Source organism: Psychrobacter glaciei (assembly GCF_014652895.1).
GTDB classification, from domain to species: domain Bacteria; phylum Pseudomonadota; class Gammaproteobacteria; order Pseudomonadales; family Moraxellaceae; genus Psychrobacter; species Psychrobacter glaciei.
This window is the reverse complement of record NZ_BMZR01000001.1, coordinates 247696-267157: the sequence shown is the minus strand read 5'-3', so window position 1 is coordinate 267157 and position 19462 is coordinate 247696. Positions and strand designations below refer to the sequence as shown.

Sequence of the window (19462 nt, the reverse complement as noted above, 5' to 3'; positions counted from 1 at the left end):
ACCGTTTTATTCATGTAAGGATCTACATCATGGCATTAACCACTTACCATCACGGAATCACTGCTACTGAGACCAGTAACATCACGCCCATTATCAAGTCAGTCAGTATGAGCACGATTGCGCTCGTCAGCGTGAGCGATGACGCTGACGACACGGCATATCCGCTTGATACCCCTGTATTGCTAACGGGCATTACGACCACTGATGTCGAGAAGAGCGGCAGCGATGACCAGCTATTGCATCAATGTTTACGCACTATTAAAGCCATTCAGAATACTAATGTGGTTGTCTTGCGCTTATCAGAGCCGGTCGATGTCGACACGGTCGATTTATTGCTTAGCTGCCAGACCAGCCTTGGTGTAACGCCAAAGATCCTCATTGCACCTGAGATTGATACACCAGCGATGACACGTAAGCTAGTGGAAATTGCCAAGAGGCGTCGCGCCTTTGTATATGCATCACCGCGAGCTGAAGACGGCACTTTGATCACCGTTAAAGAAGATATTGTCGCGTATCGTGACACGTTCGCTGCTCGTGAGCTGATGCTGATTGAAGGTGGCTTTGGTGCGCCGGGAAATTCGAACCCGTCTGATGGTTCGGGCAGCGGTGACGGGGATGGTCCACCTTTATTTTTTTGCACTCCTACTAACGCTGACATAAATTTATATGGCTCAGAGCCTAGTCCAAATATAGCAAATGGCGCTCATGCTAGATATAGAATTAATGGGGGTGTGTGGCAGGTTGTTGAATACTATCCTATTGACTTAGAAGCTATAACTGCCAATCCAGAGTACAAAGATTACGTCAAAAAGCTTTTGGTAGAACCGAAACTGCCCGTAAGTCTAGAAGTAGAGCCGGGAGAATCAGTTACTTTAAATTTACCAATAATAAGATATGTAGGTGGAGAAGACCTATTGCTGTATTCCGATGTTTATGATCAGATTGATGCGACTACCCCTATTACAAGCGAAAAGCAAATATTAAATGCCGAAATTAACTCAAGGGCTTATGAGTTTTATTGCAATTCACTTAATAAGGTCGCCGGTTGGGGTAGCAATTTTGGTGTCGAAATGGTGGAAGGTAAAGAGACGACACTTGAATTTGCAACATCAAGTGGCGTGGGAATCGATCTCGTCGAGGCGATGTTCGGTGGCGATGTTGAGATTTTATCGTGCGGACGTGGTCGTGACGCGGGCGGGGTGTAAGATTTCTATCGAAGCTATTATTTTTTAATTTAAGTAAAAGGACAAAACCATGACCCAAGTAACCCCAATCATTGCAGTGGCAGCCGCTCTACGCGCCCACTTAGACAAAACCCATCAATACAGCTTCGTCAAGTCACTGTCCAACGTGGCTATCGATAGCGTCAGTGGTATCACCTACCCACGCACATGGGATCTAGAAGACCCGGATACCGAGGTGGGTTTTATAAACTCGCATGATGTGACCAGCGTCATTCAGCATCAAGGTTTTCGCTTTTGGGGCAGTCATACCTGCTCTGACAATCCTGAATATATGTTTGAGCCGGTCGTGCGTACCTCGCAGTTTTTGCTAGATACCATCATCAATGGCTGTTTTCAGTTCATCGATCAACCGCTATCACCAACGACCGTGCGCGACATCATTCGTGCCATCAATGCCAAGCTGCAAGAGATGATTAACTTCGGTTATTTAATCGGTGCAAAGTGTTGGTACAACAACGAGCTAAATAGTGAAACTTTGCTGATGCAAGGCAAGCTCTATTTAGATTATGACTTTACGCCAGTGCCTAACTTAGAGAATCTTAACCTTGGTCAGACGATCACTGACACGTACCTGGTCAACTTCGCCGACTTGGTAGCAGCAGCGGCTTAATAGCCACCTGACGACACTATTACTAAAAAGGAAACCTTATGTTACCTCGTAAACTAAAGAACTTTATGGCCTACAAAGGTCTTGGCAATCAAAAGCGCTACCAAGGGCAGATCCCAGAGATTGAGCTGCCCAAGCTCACACGTGTGTTAGAAGAGTATCGCGCTGGTGGCATGGATATGCCGGTCAAGGTCGATTTAGGTCAAGAAGCCATGGAGATGACCATCAAATGCGGTGGTCATGAGGCTGACTTGTACCGTGACTTTGCGCGTGCAGGTATTGATGCCGTCGTTCTATCTTATTCAGGTGCTTATCAGCGTGATGATGATTGCAGCGTGTCCGCAGTGGATATCTATTGCCGTGGCCGCTTAGAAGAGATCGACCCCGGTTCAGCCAAGCTGGGTGACGATACAGAAGAGTCATTCAAGTATGCGTTGGCTTATTACAAGCTAGTCGTAGACGGTGAAGACATCATCGAGATTGACGCGATGGCGATGAAATGTATCGTCAATGGTGAAGACCGCATGAAAGAGATTCGTGAAGCAATTGGACTATTCACGACGTTCTAATCATTGATATATCAAGTCAAATTGAGTGGCCAGACCAGACCCCTATTTGATTAAAACACCGACTGAAACGACTTATTAAGGATACACCATGAGCAATAACGAGATGCCGACTATCGAGCTAGACTACCCTATCATCCGTGGTACTGGCGACAAGCAAAAAGAAATTAAAGAATTTACCTTGCGTCGTCCGATGGGTGGCGACTTGCGTGGCCAGTCGCTCATCGATATCAGCATGGCCAAGGTCGATTCTATCGCCGTTGTCCTACCTCGAATCAGTAACCCTGTCATTCATGAGCACGAAGTCAAACAAATGGACGCCTCTGACCTGATGGATATAGGACTGACCATTGCGGGTTTTTTTACCAAAGCAAAGTTTCAGTCGCAAGCCGAAACCGAAGCTACCCCAATCGCGTAGAAGACTGTATGGCAGATATCGCTTTGGTGTTCGGCTGGACACCAGAGTCGATGTATCACATGACTGTCGAAGAGCTTGCTGATTGGCGCGAACGAGCGCGGGTCCGTAATAGCCCTGATGACTGATATCCACCTACTGACGTGATGAGTGAAACATGGCAGACCTAAGCTTCAAAGCACAGATAGAACTTATCGACCGCATGACTGCCCCCATGCGCTCAATCGCGAGTCAGGCAGACCGCTTGGGTCGTCAGTTTGGAGAAACAGCGCAAGCCGCTCGCAAGCTCCAATCTCAACAAGGGCTAATCAATAGTTTCCGTCAGCAGAAACAAGCACTAGCGGACACCTCAGAAGCAGCAGTCAAGAGCCGTAACCGTTTGCAGCAGTTAGAGCAGCAAATGCGTGATACGGCCAATCCTAGCGCAGCGTTGGTACGTCAGTTCGAGGCAGCAGGTCGTGAGTCTCAGCGCCTTAATACTCGCTTGGATAGTCAACGGCAGCATTTGCAGCAGCTCAGAGGTCGCTTAGATGGCGCAGGTATCAGCACCAATAACCTTGCTGATCATGAGCGTGAGCTTGCAAGGCAGATCGAGCGCACCAATCAGCAGTTGGCTGAGCAACGGCGGCGGATGGATGAAGTGCGGCGCTTGCAACAGCAGTCGCAAAATATGAGCAGTATGCGAGGTAATGCTATTGGCTTAGCCGCTGGCGGTGCAGCAGCGACTTATGCCGGCGCACGATTTATCCAACCGGGTATTGAATTAGAACAGAACCTCAGTAAAGTTCAGGCGGTAACTCGTTTGGACAAAAACAGCCCTCAATATCAAGCGCTTGTTGCACAAGCTAAAGAGCTAGGAGCGTCTACCAGCTTTACATCAGCCGATGCTGCGGCTGGGCAGACGTTCTTAGCGATGGCTGGTTTTACTCCTGAATCTGTTAAAGCTGCTATGCCGGGGATGCTTGATCTTGCTTTAGCAGGTGGGATGGAGTTAGACCGAACAGCTGATATCGCGTCAAATATCTTGTCAGGCATGAAGATCGATCCTTCTAAGATGAGCAATCTTGGTGATGTATTAGCAGGTACTTTTACCCGCTCTAACACTAATATTGAGATGCTTGGCGAGACCATGAAATATGCAGCACCAGGCGCTGCGCTACTAGGTGTATCACTAGAGCAATCAGCAGCAATGGCTGGTAAGTTAGGCGATGCAGGTATTCAAGCTAGCATGGCTGGTACTGCTATGCGAGCCATTATGTCAAGAATGGCATCAGGGCCGAAAAAAACGATAGAAGCTTTTGAAAGATTAGGTATCAAGACTGCTGATGCAAATGGCAACCTAAGAGAGATGCCCGACATATTAAAAGAGATTCACGATAAGACCAAAAATCTAGGCAATGCAGAACAATCAGAACTATTTAAAAGCATTGCTGGAGAGGAAGCTGGTGGCGCTTTAGCTGTTTTAGTCGCTGAAGCTGGTAATGGTAAGTTGCAAACATTGATTACAGACTTGCAAAACGCCCAAGGTGAAGCGTCTGCATTGTCAAAAACGATGGGCGACAATACTGTCGGTGACTTCAAAGCGATGACATCAGCCATTGATGCCTTTAGAACCTCTATCTTTGATGCCAATGGTGGTGCGCTACGAGAGTTCATTCAGTCTATTACCGCAATGACTCAACGTATGACCGTGTTTGCCAATGCTCATCCACAGCTAATGTCAGTACTAGGGACATTGTTTGCAACCTTAGCCATTGGTGCAGTCGTCATTGGCGGCCTTGGTGCCATCATGCTCACGATTTTAGGCCCTATGGCACTACTACGGGCATCACTGATCACAATGGGATTGCCGACGACACTGACACCTTTGGGATTATTAGCCAAGGCGTTCGGCATGATTGGTGGCGCTGTCAAAGCATTGACGCTCACGTTAATGGCCAATCCAATTTTGGCATTATGTCTGGCATTGGCAGTGCTGGCTTTCGCCATTTATAAAAACTGGGACACGCTTGGCCCGATGTTTGCGGCACTGTGGGAACGTATCAAAGCCATATTTAATATGGGTATTCAAGCGCTTAAATCATTCATCATGAATTTCACCCCAGTTGGTTTATTTATCCAAGCATTTACTGCAGTCTGGCCGTATCTATCTGGGCTTGGTGCACGCTTCCGTGAGTTTGGCTCAATGATGCTAGAAGGTCTAAAAAACGGCATTTTAGGCAGGGCGCAAGCGGTTATTAGTTCAATCAGCAGTGTCGTCGGTCGTATCAAGGGCGCATTTACTGGCTCGAAAGGGATGGACATTCACAGCCCTAGCCGTGTCTTTGATAGCTATGGTGGATATATGATGCAAGGCTTAGGCCGTGGCATATTATCCAATGCAGGTATTCCCGTTAGCGCAACCAGATCTATCGCTGGTCAAATCAATGATTACGCACCCATCAGTATCGACAGCCGTAAGTCCATCTTGCCACAACGTGCTAATGCAGGAATGAATTCAAGCAGTATGGCTTCTGGCGGTAATACCTTTCACTTCCATATCAATGGCGCGACCGATCCGCAAGCCGTAGCACGGGAAGTCCAGCGCGTATTGGCTGGTGAGCAGCGCAATCAAATGGCGCGTCAACGTAGCCGTCTATCTGACATCGATTAGGATTACATATGTTAGCAAGCCTTGGATTATTCGTTTTTGAAACGACCGCCGCCGCATTTGATGAGTTATCACGCAAGTCCGGTTATCGTTTTGGTACTGGCAACGCTGTCGGTACCAGACCACATATGCAGTATATCGGTCAGGGTAATGATGACATATCGCTGTCTGGCACGCTTTATCCAGAGATTACCAAAGGTATCGCCTCATTAGATGAGTTGCGAGACATGGCGTCAACGGGTAAGACCTACGCACTGATGAATGGCAATGGCTACTATTACGGCATGTGTTATATCACCGATATTAGCGAGACGCAAACGCACTTATTAGAAGATGGGAGCGCTCGCAAGATTGGCTTTAGTCTATCGCTAAAGCTGGCAGATGACAGCGAGCGTGAGCAGGTAGCTATTTTAGATCAAGATAGGACAGGTGCATAACATGGCATTATTCAAACTCACGATAGAAGGCATCGATCGCACGATGCAAGTTGAGCAGCGCTTGATTAGCCTCTCAATGACAGACAAGCGTGGCACTGAAGCAGATGAGCTGTCCATCACATTATCTGATCATGATGCCGCGCTCCCCTTCCCAACCAAGGGCAATGAGATACGCCTTTGGCTTGCGATGCCAGATACTGGCGACATGATAGACAAAGGCACATTTACGATTGACCAACCTGAGCACAGCGGTACGCCTGACCAGTTGCAGATTCGTGCCAAGTCAGCCGATTTCAAGTCATCATTGAAGGTAAAGCGCAGTGACAGCTATCATCAGCACAAGCTTGGCGAGATAGCGCAGACAGTCGCCAAGCGGCATGATTTAGTATTGGCCATTGATGCCGCGGTAGCAGCAATGATGATTGATCATATCGACCAGCATCGTGAGAGCGATATCAATCTATTGACCAGGCTTTGTGACGACCATGACTTGATGTGTACGATCAAGGCGGGACGGCTGATTATCAAGCCCATTGGTAATTCACAAGCACCATCAGGGGTGGCATTAGGTCAAGTCAATATCACCCGTCAGTCTGGTGACAGCCATCGCTATAGTCGCGCAGATCGTACCAGCGACTATGATGAGACGACGGCGAGCTATCATGATGAGTCGTCAGGCAAGACCAAGCATATTAGTGTCAAAGATGGTAAATCCAAACCACTGGACAGCCTACCCAATGACAAGGCTCATGTACTTACCAAACCAGCTAAGTCAAAAAAGGAAGCAGTGACCAAAGCAAAAGCGAGCGACAACAAAAAAGCCCGCCAAGTGGCAAGCTTTGATTTGACGTTAGCAGTAGCACGTCCTGACATTATTGCTGATAGCCCTGCGACGGTGCGAGGTTTCAGACCATACATTGATGATCATCAGTGGATAGTCATTGAGGTGACACATGATCTGTCAGGGAGTGGCTATAGTACTGGCATTAAGTGTGAGGCTGGAATTTAATTTACTCTGTACAAAAGAATCCATTAATTCTTTACATTCTTCTAAATACTGATTTGCACGATCTAGGTCTGCATCAGTAACATGCTTTTTCAACTTATAGTCAGCTATCTTTCTAAGATGATGGTATCTTTTGAGTTTAGCACCTACTTCTGTTAATTTATCATAATTACATTGCATAAGGCTTTCATAATAGCACTCATGTGAACCATAGGATTTATACTTATCCTTCCTGATCAGATTGATGCCATTCTTTTTATTGTCGACTATTTCACAAGCATAAGAAAAAGAAGCATAATAACCACGGCTAATAAGCAGCCTGTTATATGCTTCTTTAGGTATAAAGCTATTTGCTTCTATTTGACTTTTTTGTTTATAGATATCATCTATACTAACTGGCATTTAACCTCCCAAACTATCTGAACTTAAATAGATATAGGAAGAATCTTCCTCATGACGAGTACTTATATCTTTGAAAAACAGTAAAAATTTACTTAGTAACTCGCGCTTATTATTAGCTATTGCATATTTGACCATGTAGCTTTCGAATTCACTAGTAAGCTTCAATGCCTCACTGTTGGAAATATGAGAATATACATCCACAACTAGACATTGATCTTCATCATTATCAATTTCAAAGCGAATAATCAAAGCGCCGTAAAGATGCTTATCATGAAAAACATTCAATAACTTATAAAACTCTGAATACAGACTTATACTAATACCAATAGAAGACAAATCATCTCGTAAACTATCCCATTGATCAATACGTTGATAATGAAATTCAAGAGCACCTTTGACGCTAGGGATCAAAACGTCCTTACCTCGCACACTTTCATAATGCTTTTCAAAACTTGCGAAATCCAAGTCCCAGCAAGATGAAGAAAAAAGATTTAGCAATAGCTCAAAATCGTTTCCACCATTAGAGAAATACTCTTCTAGATCGGCTTTTGCTACTCCAAAGTCACCAGCTCCCATCAAGACCGTATTATAATTTGAAAAGTGATCCCCAAACTTAGGAACCAACTTTATCACCTTATTATACTCAACTTTTGCTTGAGAGAATCTACCTTGAGCAGCATATACCATACCCATGGCAGAGCTATATAAGATAGCATCTTCAGAAGTATCTATTTTACCAATCAGACGTTCAATATTTTTTTTAGCAGAACGAATGTAAAAATGCTCTGAGTCGATTAGACCCATGTATCCTGAATTGAGGTATTTGTTAACCAAATTATCAGCGATATCATTGACTCTATCTGCATTAGTCTGTAACTCACGTGATGCCATAATTTACCTTCATTTTTTATCTATTTTATATAGTATTAGCTAGTGCTTTAGATAAATAAGATACAAAAAAACGTCCTAAAGGACACTTGCAAAATAAATATTTAAATAGTATGTAAAAGGAAATGTTTGTTGTGAATATCTAATTTGATTGCGTAACGATGTGTAGAAAGTACTAGCTCACTACATAATGTAAAAATATTAGCTAATTACATTGATGTAAATAGTACCACCTTGCTACACTTTGGGCAAGCAACTAAGCATACAAAAAGCGAAAGATCAATATTGATTTTTCATTTTTAATCAAATTCTATATTCATAAAAGTCTTTCAGACCTTATGAAATAAGAGTTAAGAGTAAGTATAGATTTAGCTTATATTTATATGAATAAAGCAAATTCCGTCATTACATTGCCCGGTGGCTGGATATCCGCCCACTGGCTTACTACGATACTTGCCACCATTTGATAAGTACATAACCGCATCAGCACCCTCACGACCTGCCATTGCTCTGGCCAATTTATAGACATCTTTTAGGCTTTGTTGGCTGTACTCAGTAGTTTTAGGCTCATCTGAATACTGATACCAGTTCAAAGCAATGTTGTTTGGGCTGTGAGAGAACCAAGCAGACAAAGGCGTTTCGTCAGTGATGATGTAAAGTTTTTTTGGTTCTCCTTCAGGGTCAACAGACTCTTCTATCTCATCAGGTTCTAACCCAGCACTTGCCAAAATAGCTTCAGCATCGAGCATGCCGACATTTTCAACGGGCTCGCTCAAGTCATCTTGATACCATGAGACTTTATCTTCTGTCTGTATCGCTTCTTCAGACGCTTTAATTTCAATTGCCCCGTTTTCATGGATAACATATTCATCTTCTGACAGTCCAGCTTCTGCAGCAACCTCGTTCATATCGATCACTTGAGGCTCAGGATCACTACAGCCAACCAATCCAAATGTTACAAGTCCTATCAACAATCCTTTTCTGATGAAAAACATCATTCGTCCTCATTATTGCGAATATTTTTTAAATCTCTTTTTATAACCTCACTAATATACTGACTAACCTCAACTTTTGTAAGCCCTGTATCTTCAAAAAATGCATCATCAAACTTAATGCGGATACTACTATCATGACCTGGAACATATCCTGGCGGAAAAGGAGAGGGAGGTAACAAACCCCTTTCTAGTCTATATGCCGCTTCTGCATTAATAGAACGACCACTTCTTTTGGCAGCTTCTTCTATTCTATCTTTAAGCTCTTGCGGTACACGTAAGTTGAATTGAATATTGCTCATATAAACCTCGCTGGAATTATTAGCATTATGCTAACAATTTACATTGCTTTCAATGTTAGCACAATGCTATGATAGCAAAATGCTAACAAAGGAATAAATGGAATGACCGACGATATTGAAAGAAAACAACTTAATGTACGAATACCTAGCGACCTTATCCTTTTTTTAAAAGCTCAAGCTAAGAAGGAACATAGAACGGTTGTTAGTCAATTAATCCATGTATTAAGGAAGGAGCAAGAAAATGTCGAAGATAAAAAAAAGACCCAACACCACTCAGAAAATCAATGATTATATCCGCAGTCAACAGCTGCTATATCGTCACTTGCAATTATGTCAGCGCATAAAAAAGGCAAACCGCACTCGCCAAAGTAATCGGTCTGCCTTTAACACTAATGAAATCAACCTAACTAAAGTCAATTCCTTTAACCAAATAACTCATGGAGTTAATTAGTATGTCAGATTATAACACAACTAAAGATGTTGAAAAAAGAATGGTAGTGCTTAACAAAACTGACCATGCCTCTAGTCGCACGCTAAAAAAGAATGCAACAACTTTTATGGAGAGCATGGTTGCTTTGATTTTTTATGCACTGCAAAGAGAAAAACATCAAGGTGTCGAAACTGACCATTCTCTTAGTGTCACGAATATTAGAACACTTGATATAAAACAAGTGCAAAGTCTAATACATATCCACTGTAAAGTAAGTCATTCAAGAGACGATATAGTAGATGCCTTACAAGGGCTCAAACAACCTAACGCGGTTGACACAGTAGAAACCCTTTTTACATCTGAGATAGATGGCAAAACTTTTGACGGCATAAGATTGCACTATACCGGTACTCCTGTAGATGTTAATAATCTAACTAACCGTAATGGCTTTGAAGATATCAAATCAGAGCTATTGGCACAACGTAAAACAAGCTTGGCAGAAAACCTTGAGACAGACGATCTCGCGCTTGAGTTATCCCAAATGACCTTTATTGAGTCAGCAGATACATCTAGCAAATGGGAAACAGACGCCAAAGCTTGGAAAAATAAAGCATTGAAGCTTTATGAGCAACAAACCATAGATCGAGATACCATCCAGTCTCTACGTGCTGTCATCATCGATATGGCAGAAACGCTGCATGTCGCAGATCCTATTGCCCGTATTGGTATGACCAGTAGCGACCTTTTAGACTTAATACACAGTAAAAACGATATGTCGGACAATGCATTCTAATAATTCGACAGCAGTAAAAACCAGTCCTAGTGACTGGTTTTTTTGTTATTCTTCAGGAAGATCAGCACGGGATTTATTTTTAAACAGTGCCTCAAATATACTGCTAGGAAAATATCCTAATATAAATATACAAGCTAAAACTAGCATGACAAAGGCTAGTGCTATCCCCCCCAGAACAAAGCCCTTAAGAAACAAGTAAAAAGAAACAATTATAAGTAAAAGTATAAAAATTGAAACAATATAGAGTTTTGCCTGGTTGAAAAAAGTTTGCTCCTTACTGATATCAATATTTCTTTCATTACTCTTAATGTGTTCAAGGTGCTGTGATTCAACCATTTTATGAGTGAAGCTTTGCTCTCTTTCTCCCATAGCTAGTATTCTATCTATAGCGCCGGGGTGAGCTTCTTCAAGCATTGCCATTTCTTTTGCAGGCATAATGGGGTTGTTAATATTGAACTGAGCATTTTGAATGGAATTCTGCATAGAAGCTTGAGTTAAAGCATCTAGACTTTCATCACTAAAAGACGCTTCAACCTGACTATCGAGAGAATAGTCAGGTTGATTGTTTTCATTACATTCGGCGACAGCATCAGCTTGCTCTGTATTTTTTGACTCTCTATCCATAGGAGTCTTCCAGCTCTCTCTTATATGCTTCAACTGAGCGACTTAGCTGACGAGCTACATTTTCGAGGTGTTGCTTACTACCAGGCACATACTCTCTAGATTGTACTGTTAAATAGTTGGGGGTAGCCCAACTTCCAGCTACGCCATCTTTTATACCAAACGAATCCTTATTATGCTGTTTACGCATAATATTCCGGTTATTTTCGATATAAGTTTTCATGATTGTTCCTTTTCTACATATACAAATGCTTTTAAGTATTGACTCGCTCGGAGACAATACTTTGCTTTTTAACTATATGTTATATAAACAATCTTTCAGAAATGAAGATCATTTATAGTCAAAGTGTAGCACATTGCTATATTACGAATCTATCAAGATATGTATGTAAACATAATAATTCTAAAATTTCTAGCCTATGTTCTTTTTCAATAACCTCATTTGACTGTATTCATCAAACCCAGCCCTAATGTCGCAAGCGTCTTATAATCATAGTCTTCATTGGCACTTGCCCCAGCTTGTACCAGTGCTTCTTCTGCATGATACATCGCATTCAGCAATGTATCCGAAGGACTGTCTAAATCAAGAATATCAGGCAGATTAATCAATCTCTGATGATAATACGGCACATCTTTGTGTGATTTAACATCAAGAGCTATATCTTCCAAACGCTGACCAGTCAAAACGTACATCACATCAAACCCAATATTCCACAGCTTAATCAGCAGTGAAGATGGCATGTCGCGCTTACCCGTCTCATAGTTCTTATATGTTGTCTGGGCAATCTTGATAGTTTCGTCTTCATAGACTTCAACTGCCATTAATCCCAAACGCTGACGCTCTGCTTCTAAGCGCTTCCCTACTTCAACTGACTCCATAGCCCACCCCCTATATTTTCATTTGACTTCATAATATGATTGCAAATACGTTCATATGAATGTATTATTAAACCGTACCAAGTTAACACGCTTTTGATTGCCTATAGGATACCACCAAATGACTGAAACCACATTACAAGCAACGCCTAAGGGAGAGTTGCCTCACCTAAAAAGCGGTAAGCGCAAATCTGTACAACTCAGGCTAACGCCGAGCGAGCATAAAGAGCTGATGCAAGCAGCCAAACGTGATCATCGTTCCATGAGTTTTGTCGCATGCCGTCGCTACCAAGCAGGTCTGCAGCTAGAGCAGTCTAAGCAACAATAAAACCAAACCCAGAAGGAAACCAAACCATGAACCCTAACACCAAAAAACTACGCGATAACGCTATCAAAGTCAGTGTCGACCATTATGACCACGCCATCCTGACTGCTCACGCTGAAAAGTCAGGCGTTGAGCTGGCTACCCTAGTCAGACAGTTGGCCATGAGCAAAATCCATGACCTGATATTTCGTGAACAACCTATTGCCATGATACTGCCATCACAAAACACAGTCGAGATGCCTTTGACGCACTTTTGGGCGATGACGCAAGCACCGACCAGTACCGCAGGAGTCGCAAGCCATGCCTAAAGATGTCTATATCCATCCAACCCCAGAGGAACAGCGATTGCTTGAAAGCAGAGCATCGTCCCGTGGGATGAGCGTCGATGAGTTTGTCGCGTGGGCGTTGAGACAGGCGCTGGCAGAAACTGACACCGATTTACAACTCATCATCAAACACTAAAAGAGGTCTCTATGCGCTGTCCCACCTGCAATTCTATGACTCGTGTACAACGTACTTACGTCATTACCGAATACTTACGCGACATTGTACATTGCTGTAAAAACAAGCAATGCGGTCATGTCTTTGTGACCCAGCAAGAGTTTATAAGATCAGTAGTACTACCCATTGCAGAGACAGACAGCCCAGCAACCGCTTAACCAGACCAGTCCACCAAACCAGATGAGCAATATTATGCAACCCATGCAAGACGACACCCGTAACGAGCTAATCACTCGCCTCGTACAAGACTACGGTCTTAAATTTTCCAGCGATAAGCAGTTTTTGCGTTATGGCCGCTGCCCATCGTGTAATAAAAAAGAGCTATTCACAGGCGCAGACGCCCCGTGGACGATCCAATGTGGCCGTGCCAATAAATGCAACTATCAAGCCTCAACTCGTGATATCTATCCTGATATATTTGCCAATTGGACCAAGAAGAATCCACCAACGCCTAGCAATCCAAATGCCACCGCTGATGCTTACCTTCAGTCGGGACGCGGCTTTGATATTGTCAAATGGCAAGGTAGCTATACCCAAGAAGTATTCAAAGACTTCTATTCCGACTTTACTTGCCCCAGCGTCCGTTTCAATATCACAAGCGAAGGTCAGACAGCCGGTTACTGGGAACGACTGATCGAACCTGCTACCAACATCAAAAAAGCACGCGTTCAAACAGGCTTTAAATTCAAAGGACTCGCTTGGCTACCGCCCAAGCTGCATTTGCAGCATGGCGTCTGGTCATATGTAAAGGAAGTTTGGATTAATGAAGGCATTTTTGACGCGATGGCACTGACCGAAAACGGTAAACACGCTATCAGCAATATTACCGCTGGCAACTACCCAAAGACTACGTTAGACCAGATAAAAGCTCGACTGGACGAACTGGGTAAGCCTTACCCAAAGCTAATCTTTGCTTTAGACAATGACAAAGCAGGCCAAGAACAAACAGATAAGTTAGTCGCTCGTGCCCGTCAAGATGGCTGGGAGGCTACTGCCGCGCAGTCGAGCGAGTACAGCGGAGGCCCTGATTGGAACGACTTGCACAAGCTTGGCAAACTTACCAATGCTGACTTTGAGCGCTATCGATTCTATGGTGAGCTACTGATTGCCCACACCGCAAAAGATAAGGCATTGCTGACTTATAACCAGTATGGCACTACTAGCTTTTATATGTTCTTTAATAGCTGCACCTACTGGGTAAAAGTAGACAGTGAAAGCTTTGATAAAGCCAAGCAAATGGATGCAGTCAGCGAACCGACAGAGGATCTATTCAATACTGAAGAAGAGCTAAAAGAAGCGCTGCAGCTTTGGCATGATGACTTGATGCAGTCCTGCATGACCGTCACTCAAATCATGAACTGTCAGCCGCAAGCGCTTTACTATCAGTCCAATATTGTCACCGATGAGTCATGGTATTTCTTTCGTATTCGTACGCCAAAAGCCGACACAAAGAACACCTTTACGGGTAGTCAGCTCTCTGCAGCGGGTGAGTTCAAGAAGCGCCTGCTGTCAGTCGCACCGGGCGTCATCTATCAAGGCAATTCAAAGCAGCTCGATATTATGTTAGGACGCATGATCAACGGCATCAAAACTGTCGAGACCATCGATTTTATTGGTTATAGCAAGGATCACCAGACCTATATTTTTAATGATGTAGCCATCCGTCACGGTCAGAGCTACGCGCTCAATGCCGATGACTACTTTGATTTACCGAACAATAAAAGCCTTAAGACACTGGCGGCCAGTCCTAATATCAAGATAGGCGACCGTCCCAAAGACCCAGCAAACTGGTTAGCAGACATCATATCTGGCTGGGGTGTGCAAGGCATCATCAGTCTGGTCGGCTTCATGGGCAGCCTGTTTGCCCAGCAAATACGCGACCGTCAAAAGTCCTTCCCTTTCCTAGAAATAGTCGGAGAACCTGGTACCGGAAAATCAACCTTACTTAGCTTTTTTTGGCGCTTGATAGGGCGTGACAGCTATGAAGGGATTGACCCAAACAAAACCACCAAGGCGGGTCGCCTACGCTCGCTGTCACAAACCTCCAATATGCCCAGCGTGTTTATCGAATCTGACCGTGACGGTGCAGGGGTAGGACGTAACAGTCAATTTAATTGGGACGAATTAAAAAACCTTTATGACGGCGGCACGATTGGCACACGCGGCGTCAAGTCCGCAGGCAATGAGGTTTACGAGCCACCATTTCGCGGCACGATCGTCATCAGTCAGAATTTGCCCGTAGTGGCGTCCAAAGCAGTACTAAGCCGTATCTGCCATCTATTCTTTGCACTCGACAATCAGACCCGAGATTCGGAAGCAGCAGCACGTCGCATCGAGGCGCTACAGACAGAAGATGTCAGTCATTTTTTAGTCGATGTCCTCAAGATGGAAGACAAGATATTGCAAACCTTTTTTGATACCAAAATGACTCATGAAAACTGGTTAAAAGACAGCGGTATCAAAGCCTTTCGTGTCGCGCACTGTCACGCCCAGATACTGGCCATGTTTGACGCGATGAAACTGGCATTGCCTGATTTAGTGCGACTGGATGGCGCAGTCAAGCAAGAAGTATTCAACATGGCGACTGAGCGCGATCAGACCCTTGATACCGAGCATCCACTCAACATCCAATTCTTTGATGTACTCGAGAGACTGAATGCATCACCAAATGAGGTCGAAGGCGCAAAGCATCATATCCGCCGTTTGCATATCAATCACAGCAAAGACCCGAACCTATTGGCTATCAGTATGCCAGAGATTTATCAGTTAGCGAACGAGTACCGCTATGACTTACCGCCACAAGCCGATATGCATCACGCGCTACGTCAATCACGTCAATACAAATTCTTAGCAGCAAACAAAACTGTGGCATCCAAATTGATTGGGCGCTCGATACGCTGTTGGGTGTTCGAAATGCCTAAAAACCTAAGCTTAACTTAAAAGGAAATGATATGAGTAGATTATTTGTCTGTCCACATTGCAAACACGGCATTAGCACCGAACACTGGAGTGACGAAGGCATCCATGACTTCAAGACATGGGATGAAGAATGTCCAGAATGTGAAGAAGTCTTTGAAGTAGTGGTGATGATTGATGTTCGCTTTGAATTATCAAGAAATTATAAGGAATCAAAATAATGAACATCCAAAATCTAATGAAGTTAGCCGCGCAAAATGCCGAAGAGATAAGAAAGGCTCAAGAGTCTAGCAAAGTAATGGAAACCTTTCGAATAATGATAATGACGACCACGATTAACGACTTGGTAAATCAAGATGCTATCGATAAGACATTACAAAAAAGCGCTGATAAAACGCTGCAAATGTTCAAAAGCGACTGTAAGCCCAGCGATGGCGAAATAGAACAACTTGAAGCGATAGCCAACCTCGCAAAAGTGGAAGTCAAAAGGATATTAAGCGAGTCTGCCAAGATTATGATGTTTAAGTCATGAACATAATCCGCGCCCTATTCCCTTACAACCGTGAAAGTCCTTTGCATTGGCTGACCTTCGACACTGTGAGTGGTCAGATGATCGATTGCTCAATGCACCCAACGCACAAGCAGCGAGAGCTTTATCAAGGCAAGCATTACAGAATCAACAAAGACAAGATTGAAATGCGCTGTGAGGTCGAAGTCTACCAAGAACGTAAATTTGAATCACTCACTGAAATCCAGATTGGAGAATGACATGCCAGGCGACAATCATCTAAAACAACTAGCCCATGCTTATGCAGCCGCAGCAAACAAATGGTTTGATCCAACCCATTTTAAAGGTCAAATGTATATCCCGCATAACCCCAAAAATAACCGTAAAACCAAATCAAGAGGTAAAAAGAAATGACTTATAGTTTTGATATTCCAATAGATACGGTTTTCTTTTTGTTTTTCCTACTTGGTTTTGTTGTAGGTTGTGCCACGCTTTTTATGATTGTGGACTACACGAGAAGTAGAGCCAAATACTTAGAAGAGCATAACTGCATGGGCATAAGAAAGCCTAATCCGAATAGAACACCTATGCCACTTCCAAGAAAACCAAAGAAATAAGGATGGATAGAAATGAGCACCAACTTAACATTCGATGATCACAAATCAAATTTATTTAAAGCAATGAATGGCATGAGAAAAACATTAGAACCGCTAAACGAAAGACTAAAGCCTTTGAAAATGATGCTTTGGGTAGCAGACGGTCTCGTGTGGCTTAATCGAAATGCAGCAAATGACGATTCAGGCGGTGGGTTCTTCATCGATAACATCAGAATTGAAGAAATGCTAGCAATGACTGACGAACAACTAATCAAAAAATTAAAGGAATTTTAAATGAGCGACATTATCGACCGCGCAAATGACCAAGCGCAAGAAGAACTTGAACGTAACCTAGCCAAAGCTGCACGCTTTGACAGTCCATCATTGTTAGAATGCATGGAATGTGGTGAAGACATCCCCGAGCGACGCCGTGCGCTTGGCGGCGTCACTCACTGCATTGATTGCCAAAATATTATCGAGCGTCGGAGGTAGTCATGCCATTGCCATTAAGTTTATATCGTTGCCGTGACAGAGTTTGTATAGCGACTGATGAAAATATGGTCAACGAGCACCTAAACCGTGACCGCATGGGTAGAAAATCTCCCATCAAAAAGATGCCAGATGGCAGCATTATCTTACATAACAACAAGCCATACGGTATAGATGAACTCACTAGACTGGCGCATAAGAAGGCCAAAACAATGAAACTGGATATAGACAACCCGTTCTCAATCATCATTGATGACAGGTTTATCAAATGACTATACTATGGTCAAAAAAACAGCCCTCACAATTGTGAGGGCTGTTTCGTCAAATTATTTGAGCTAAAAGCCCCAAACCAAGAACTTTATAGTGGCTCAATAGTTACCAAACCAGACCTTTATTATAGCGTCAAAACCGTGTAAAAGCTAGTTATATCAGCTATTTAAGACATATTTACACACGTTTTTACGCATAGGAGCGCACAAAGTGGCCAGTATTGAACCACTCAAAACCAGTATTCGCATTATTTGGTACATAAACGGTGAAAAAGACAGCGAAACTCTGCTAAATACACCACCAACGCCTGCAAACAAGGCCAACGCGCAAAAAATAGCGGATATGGTTGAGCAGCAGATACAAATGGGGATATTCAACCGTGATGCCGTATTTCCATCATCACCCAAGCGGCAAGCATCATATTTTGGCTACTATATTCCCATTTGGCAAAATGCAGAGCAGAGCAAAGTCTCTCCAACCTCATGGGATACTTATATCGGCAAAGTGGCCAATCACATCACCCCATATTGGCAAGACAAACAAATCAACAAAATTAGCGCTGAAGATGTCGAGTATTGGGTTTATAAAATCCTTAGAGCAGAGCTATCACCAAAGACAATCGTCGATATACTAGGTTTATGGCGGGCAATATGGAGTTATTGGGCCCGTCACGAAAAGAACCCTAACGACCCTAGTCAATATATCAAACTGAATAGTAAGGATCCCAAAGACATTGATCCTTTCACTCGTGCAGAGATAGATATAATAATCGGTGCCGAAACAGACCAAGCCTTTCGCAATTTATGGACAGTCATGCTCTGGTCAGGTCTATCCAGTCATGAGCTCATGCCACTTGCTATAGAAGATATCGACTTTGCAGAATCAACGGCTTATATCAAGCGTGGCTTTGTCAAAGGCATCCATAAGGCCACCAAAAACAGGCGGCGAAAACGACAAATCGAACTCCTACCGATTGTAGCGGAAGCTTTGGCCAATCAACATCGATTAGTAGCTGATCATAACTCACAAGCAGTCAAAGTCCTTGAACGAGACAATCACACTTATGAAGAGCAGCTGCTGACTTGGCTTTGGCACAATCTGCGCACTGGGAGCCATTACACTTACCCGCAGTTAGAGAAACGCTGGAAGCGCCACCTTGATAAATGCGATATACCCTATCGCGCCTTAAATAACGGTCGTCATACTTATGCAAGCCAAGTGCTATCGACGGGCATCATCAGCGCCGAATGGTTGGCCAATCAGCTAGGTCACGTGAATACAGAAATGATCCATAAGCACTATGGCAAATTCATTCCCAGCGACTCACGCCATATCATCCGTAACTTAGCCAATGCGCTAGACAACAGCCAATAACCACATCAACAATTAGCCCTAAATTTAGGGCTTTTTTAGTCCTGATTCAGGTCTATAAGTAATAAAATACGACAGGGGTAGTGATATGAGGTAATCATAGTAATAGTTTAATAAATCAGCTATAAGTAATTGATATTATTATCATTTATAAATACCTTAATATAGTAATTAAAAGTAATTATTATTACATATATAGTATAAGTATATGATATATATAGCTTTTATAGTTTCTTAATTAATACCTTTTAGCTGTG

30 protein-coding genes are annotated in these 19462 nt (G+C 43.3%); 23 read left to right on the top strand and 7 right to left on the bottom strand.

Translation table 11 applies throughout. From position 1 onward, the window contains the following. The first annotated feature begins 29 nt into the window (after nt 1-29). The 8 genes from IE130_RS01255 (at nt 30) to IE130_RS01220 (ending at nt 6928) form a co-directional block, all read left to right on the top strand. Entirely contained in the window at nt 30-1205 is a 1176-nt protein-coding gene (locus tag IE130_RS01255) for a phage tail sheath protein (RefSeq protein ID WP_189580549.1), read from the top strand. Nucleotides 1206-1254: 49 nt separating this feature from the next. Then, entirely contained in the window at nt 1255-1854 is a 600-nt protein-coding gene (locus tag IE130_RS01250; RefSeq protein WP_189580546.1) for a phage tail sheath C-terminal domain-containing protein, read from the top strand. 38 nt (nt 1855-1892) lie between these two features. Then, nucleotides 1893-2420 carry a phage major tail tube protein gene (locus IE130_RS01245; RefSeq protein ID WP_189580543.1) on the top strand — a complete coding sequence of 176 codons (528 nt, stop codon included), beginning with the start codon at nt 1893-1895 and terminating at the stop codon, nt 2418-2420. An 88-nt stretch (nt 2421-2508) separates the two neighbouring features. Further along, the gene (locus IE130_RS01240) at nt 2509-2835 is read left to right on the top strand and encodes a phage tail assembly protein (RefSeq protein WP_189580540.1); all 327 of its coding nucleotides are present in this window, start codon (nt 2509-2511) and stop codon (nt 2833-2835) included. An 8-nt stretch (nt 2836-2843) separates the two neighbouring features. After that, complete coding sequence (locus IE130_RS01235; protein ID WP_189580537.1) at nt 2844-2960, top strand: GpE family phage tail protein; 117 nt, start codon at nt 2844-2846, stop codon at nt 2958-2960. Nucleotides 2961-2989: 29 nt separating this feature from the next. Further along, nucleotides 2990-5485, top strand: coding sequence for a phage tail tape measure protein (locus IE130_RS01230; protein WP_189580534.1), 2496 nt, complete (start codon nt 2990-2992; stop codon nt 5483-5485). An 8-nt stretch (nt 5486-5493) separates the two neighbouring features. Further along, nucleotides 5494-5919 carry a phage tail protein gene (locus IE130_RS01225; RefSeq protein ID WP_189580532.1) on the top strand — a complete coding sequence of 142 codons (426 nt, stop codon included), beginning with the start codon at nt 5494-5496 and terminating at the stop codon, nt 5917-5919. A 1-nt stretch (nt 5920) separates the two neighbouring features. Continuing rightward, on the top strand, nt 5921-6928 hold the full coding sequence (locus IE130_RS01220; protein ID WP_189580529.1) for a contractile injection system protein, VgrG/Pvc8 family: 1008 nt from the start codon (nt 5921-5923) through the stop codon (nt 6926-6928). Here IE130_RS01220 and IE130_RS01215 read toward each other — a convergent pair. The 4 genes from IE130_RS01215 to IE130_RS01200 form a co-directional block, all read right to left on the bottom strand. Then, nucleotides 6881-7327: a hypothetical protein gene (locus IE130_RS01215; protein WP_189580526.1), complete on the bottom strand. Its 447-nt coding sequence runs from the start codon at nt 7325-7327 to the stop codon at nt 6881-6883. The two genes, IE130_RS01220 and IE130_RS01215, sit on opposite strands and share 48 nt — an antisense overlap. Then, nucleotides 7328-8218 carry a tetratricopeptide repeat protein gene (locus tag IE130_RS01210; RefSeq protein ID WP_189580523.1) on the bottom strand — a complete coding sequence of 297 codons (891 nt, stop codon included), beginning with the start codon at nt 8216-8218 and terminating at the stop codon, nt 7328-7330. It abuts the gene before it with no gap. A 365-nt stretch (nt 8219-8583) separates the two neighbouring features. After that, nucleotides 8584-9213, bottom strand: coding sequence for a hypothetical protein (locus IE130_RS01205; protein WP_189580520.1), 630 nt, complete (start codon nt 9211-9213; stop codon nt 8584-8586). Further along, nucleotides 9210-9509 carry an Arc family DNA-binding protein gene (locus IE130_RS01200; RefSeq protein WP_189580517.1) on the bottom strand — a complete coding sequence of 100 codons (300 nt, stop codon included), beginning with the start codon at nt 9507-9509 and terminating at the stop codon, nt 9210-9212. Before IE130_RS01200 ends, IE130_RS01205 begins: the two co-directional genes overlap by 4 nt. A 102-nt stretch (nt 9510-9611) precedes the next feature. Between IE130_RS01200 and IE130_RS01195 the strand changes: the two genes are divergently transcribed. Further along, the gene (locus IE130_RS01195; protein ID WP_189580514.1) at nt 9612-9797 is read left to right on the top strand and encodes a hypothetical protein; all 186 of its coding nucleotides are present in this window, start codon (nt 9612-9614) and stop codon (nt 9795-9797) included. Between the two features lie 164 nt (nt 9798-9961). Next, nucleotides 9962-10732 carry a hypothetical protein gene (locus IE130_RS01190; protein WP_189580511.1) on the top strand — a complete coding sequence of 257 codons (771 nt, stop codon included), beginning with the start codon at nt 9962-9964 and terminating at the stop codon, nt 10730-10732. Nucleotides 10733-10777: 45 nt separating this feature from the next. On the opposite strand, the gene IE130_RS01185 is transcribed toward IE130_RS01190, so the two are convergent. The 3 genes from IE130_RS01185 to IE130_RS01175 form a co-directional block, all read right to left on the bottom strand. Then, complete coding sequence (locus IE130_RS01185; RefSeq protein WP_189580508.1) at nt 10778-11356, bottom strand: DUF2335 domain-containing protein; 579 nt, start codon at nt 11354-11356, stop codon at nt 10778-10780. Continuing rightward, nucleotides 11349-11576, bottom strand: coding sequence for a hypothetical protein (locus IE130_RS01180; RefSeq protein WP_189580506.1), 228 nt, complete (start codon nt 11574-11576; stop codon nt 11349-11351). The genes IE130_RS01185 and IE130_RS01180 overlap by 8 nt, the downstream gene beginning before the upstream one ends. Before the next feature lie 215 nt (nt 11577-11791). Beyond that, nucleotides 11792-12232 (bottom strand): helix-turn-helix domain-containing protein, encoded by a 441-nt coding sequence (locus IE130_RS01175; protein WP_189580503.1) that lies wholly within the window; start codon nt 12230-12232, stop codon nt 11792-11794. Nucleotides 12233-12350: 118 nt separating this feature from the next. Between IE130_RS01175 and IE130_RS01170 the strand changes: the two genes are divergently transcribed. The 13 genes from IE130_RS01170 (at nt 12351) to IE130_RS01110 (ending at nt 19208) form a co-directional block, all read left to right on the top strand. Further along, a complete protein-coding gene (locus tag IE130_RS01170; protein ID WP_189580500.1) occupies nt 12351-12557 on the top strand; it encodes a hypothetical protein in 207 nt (68 codons plus the stop codon). A gap of 26 nt (nt 12558-12583) precedes the next feature. Next, on the top strand, nt 12584-12862 hold the full coding sequence (locus IE130_RS01165) for a hypothetical protein (protein ID WP_189580497.1): 279 nt from the start codon (nt 12584-12586) through the stop codon (nt 12860-12862). Continuing rightward, the gene (locus IE130_RS01160; RefSeq protein WP_189580494.1) at nt 12855-13016 is read left to right on the top strand and encodes a hypothetical protein; all 162 of its coding nucleotides are present in this window, start codon (nt 12855-12857) and stop codon (nt 13014-13016) included. The genes IE130_RS01165 and IE130_RS01160 overlap by 8 nt, the downstream gene beginning before the upstream one ends. An 11-nt stretch (nt 13017-13027) precedes the next feature. Next, nucleotides 13028-13213 (top strand): ogr/Delta-like zinc finger family protein, encoded by a 186-nt coding sequence (locus tag IE130_RS01155; protein ID WP_189580491.1) that lies wholly within the window; start codon nt 13028-13030, stop codon nt 13211-13213. 34 nt (nt 13214-13247) lie between these two features. Further along, nucleotides 13248-15995, top strand: coding sequence for a toprim domain-containing protein (locus IE130_RS01150; protein ID WP_189580488.1), 2748 nt, complete (start codon nt 13248-13250; stop codon nt 15993-15995). Nucleotides 15996-16006: 11 nt separating this feature from the next. After that, nucleotides 16007-16192 carry a hypothetical protein gene (locus IE130_RS01145; RefSeq protein WP_189580485.1) on the top strand — a complete coding sequence of 62 codons (186 nt, stop codon included), beginning with the start codon at nt 16007-16009 and terminating at the stop codon, nt 16190-16192. Next, a complete protein-coding gene (locus IE130_RS01140; protein ID WP_189580482.1) occupies nt 16192-16503 on the top strand; it encodes a hypothetical protein in 312 nt (103 codons plus the stop codon). The genes IE130_RS01145 and IE130_RS01140 overlap by 1 nt, the downstream gene beginning before the upstream one ends. Next, a complete protein-coding gene (locus tag IE130_RS01135; protein ID WP_189580480.1) occupies nt 16500-16739 on the top strand; it encodes a hypothetical protein in 240 nt (79 codons plus the stop codon). Before IE130_RS01140 ends, IE130_RS01135 begins: the two co-directional genes overlap by 4 nt. Before the next feature lies 1 nt (nt 16740). Then, on the top strand, nt 16741-16893 hold the full coding sequence (locus tag IE130_RS01130; protein ID WP_189580477.1) for a hypothetical protein: 153 nt from the start codon (nt 16741-16743) through the stop codon (nt 16891-16893). 215 nt (nt 16894-17108) lie between these two features. Continuing rightward, nucleotides 17109-17369 (top strand): hypothetical protein, encoded by a 261-nt coding sequence (locus IE130_RS01125; protein WP_189580474.1) that lies wholly within the window; start codon nt 17109-17111, stop codon nt 17367-17369. Further along, nucleotides 17370-17567: a TraR/DksA C4-type zinc finger protein gene (locus IE130_RS01120; protein WP_189580471.1), complete on the top strand. Its 198-nt coding sequence runs from the start codon at nt 17370-17372 to the stop codon at nt 17565-17567. It abuts the gene before it with no gap. A gap of 2 nt (nt 17568-17569) precedes the next feature. Continuing rightward, entirely contained in the window at nt 17570-17836 is a 267-nt protein-coding gene (locus tag IE130_RS01115) for a hypothetical protein (protein ID WP_189580468.1), read from the top strand. Nucleotides 17837-18044: 208 nt separating this feature from the next. After that, complete coding sequence (locus tag IE130_RS01110; protein ID WP_227676095.1) at nt 18045-19208, top strand: Arm DNA-binding domain-containing protein; 1164 nt, start codon at nt 18045-18047, stop codon at nt 19206-19208. The last annotated feature ends 254 nt before the right edge of the window (nt 19209-19462 follow it).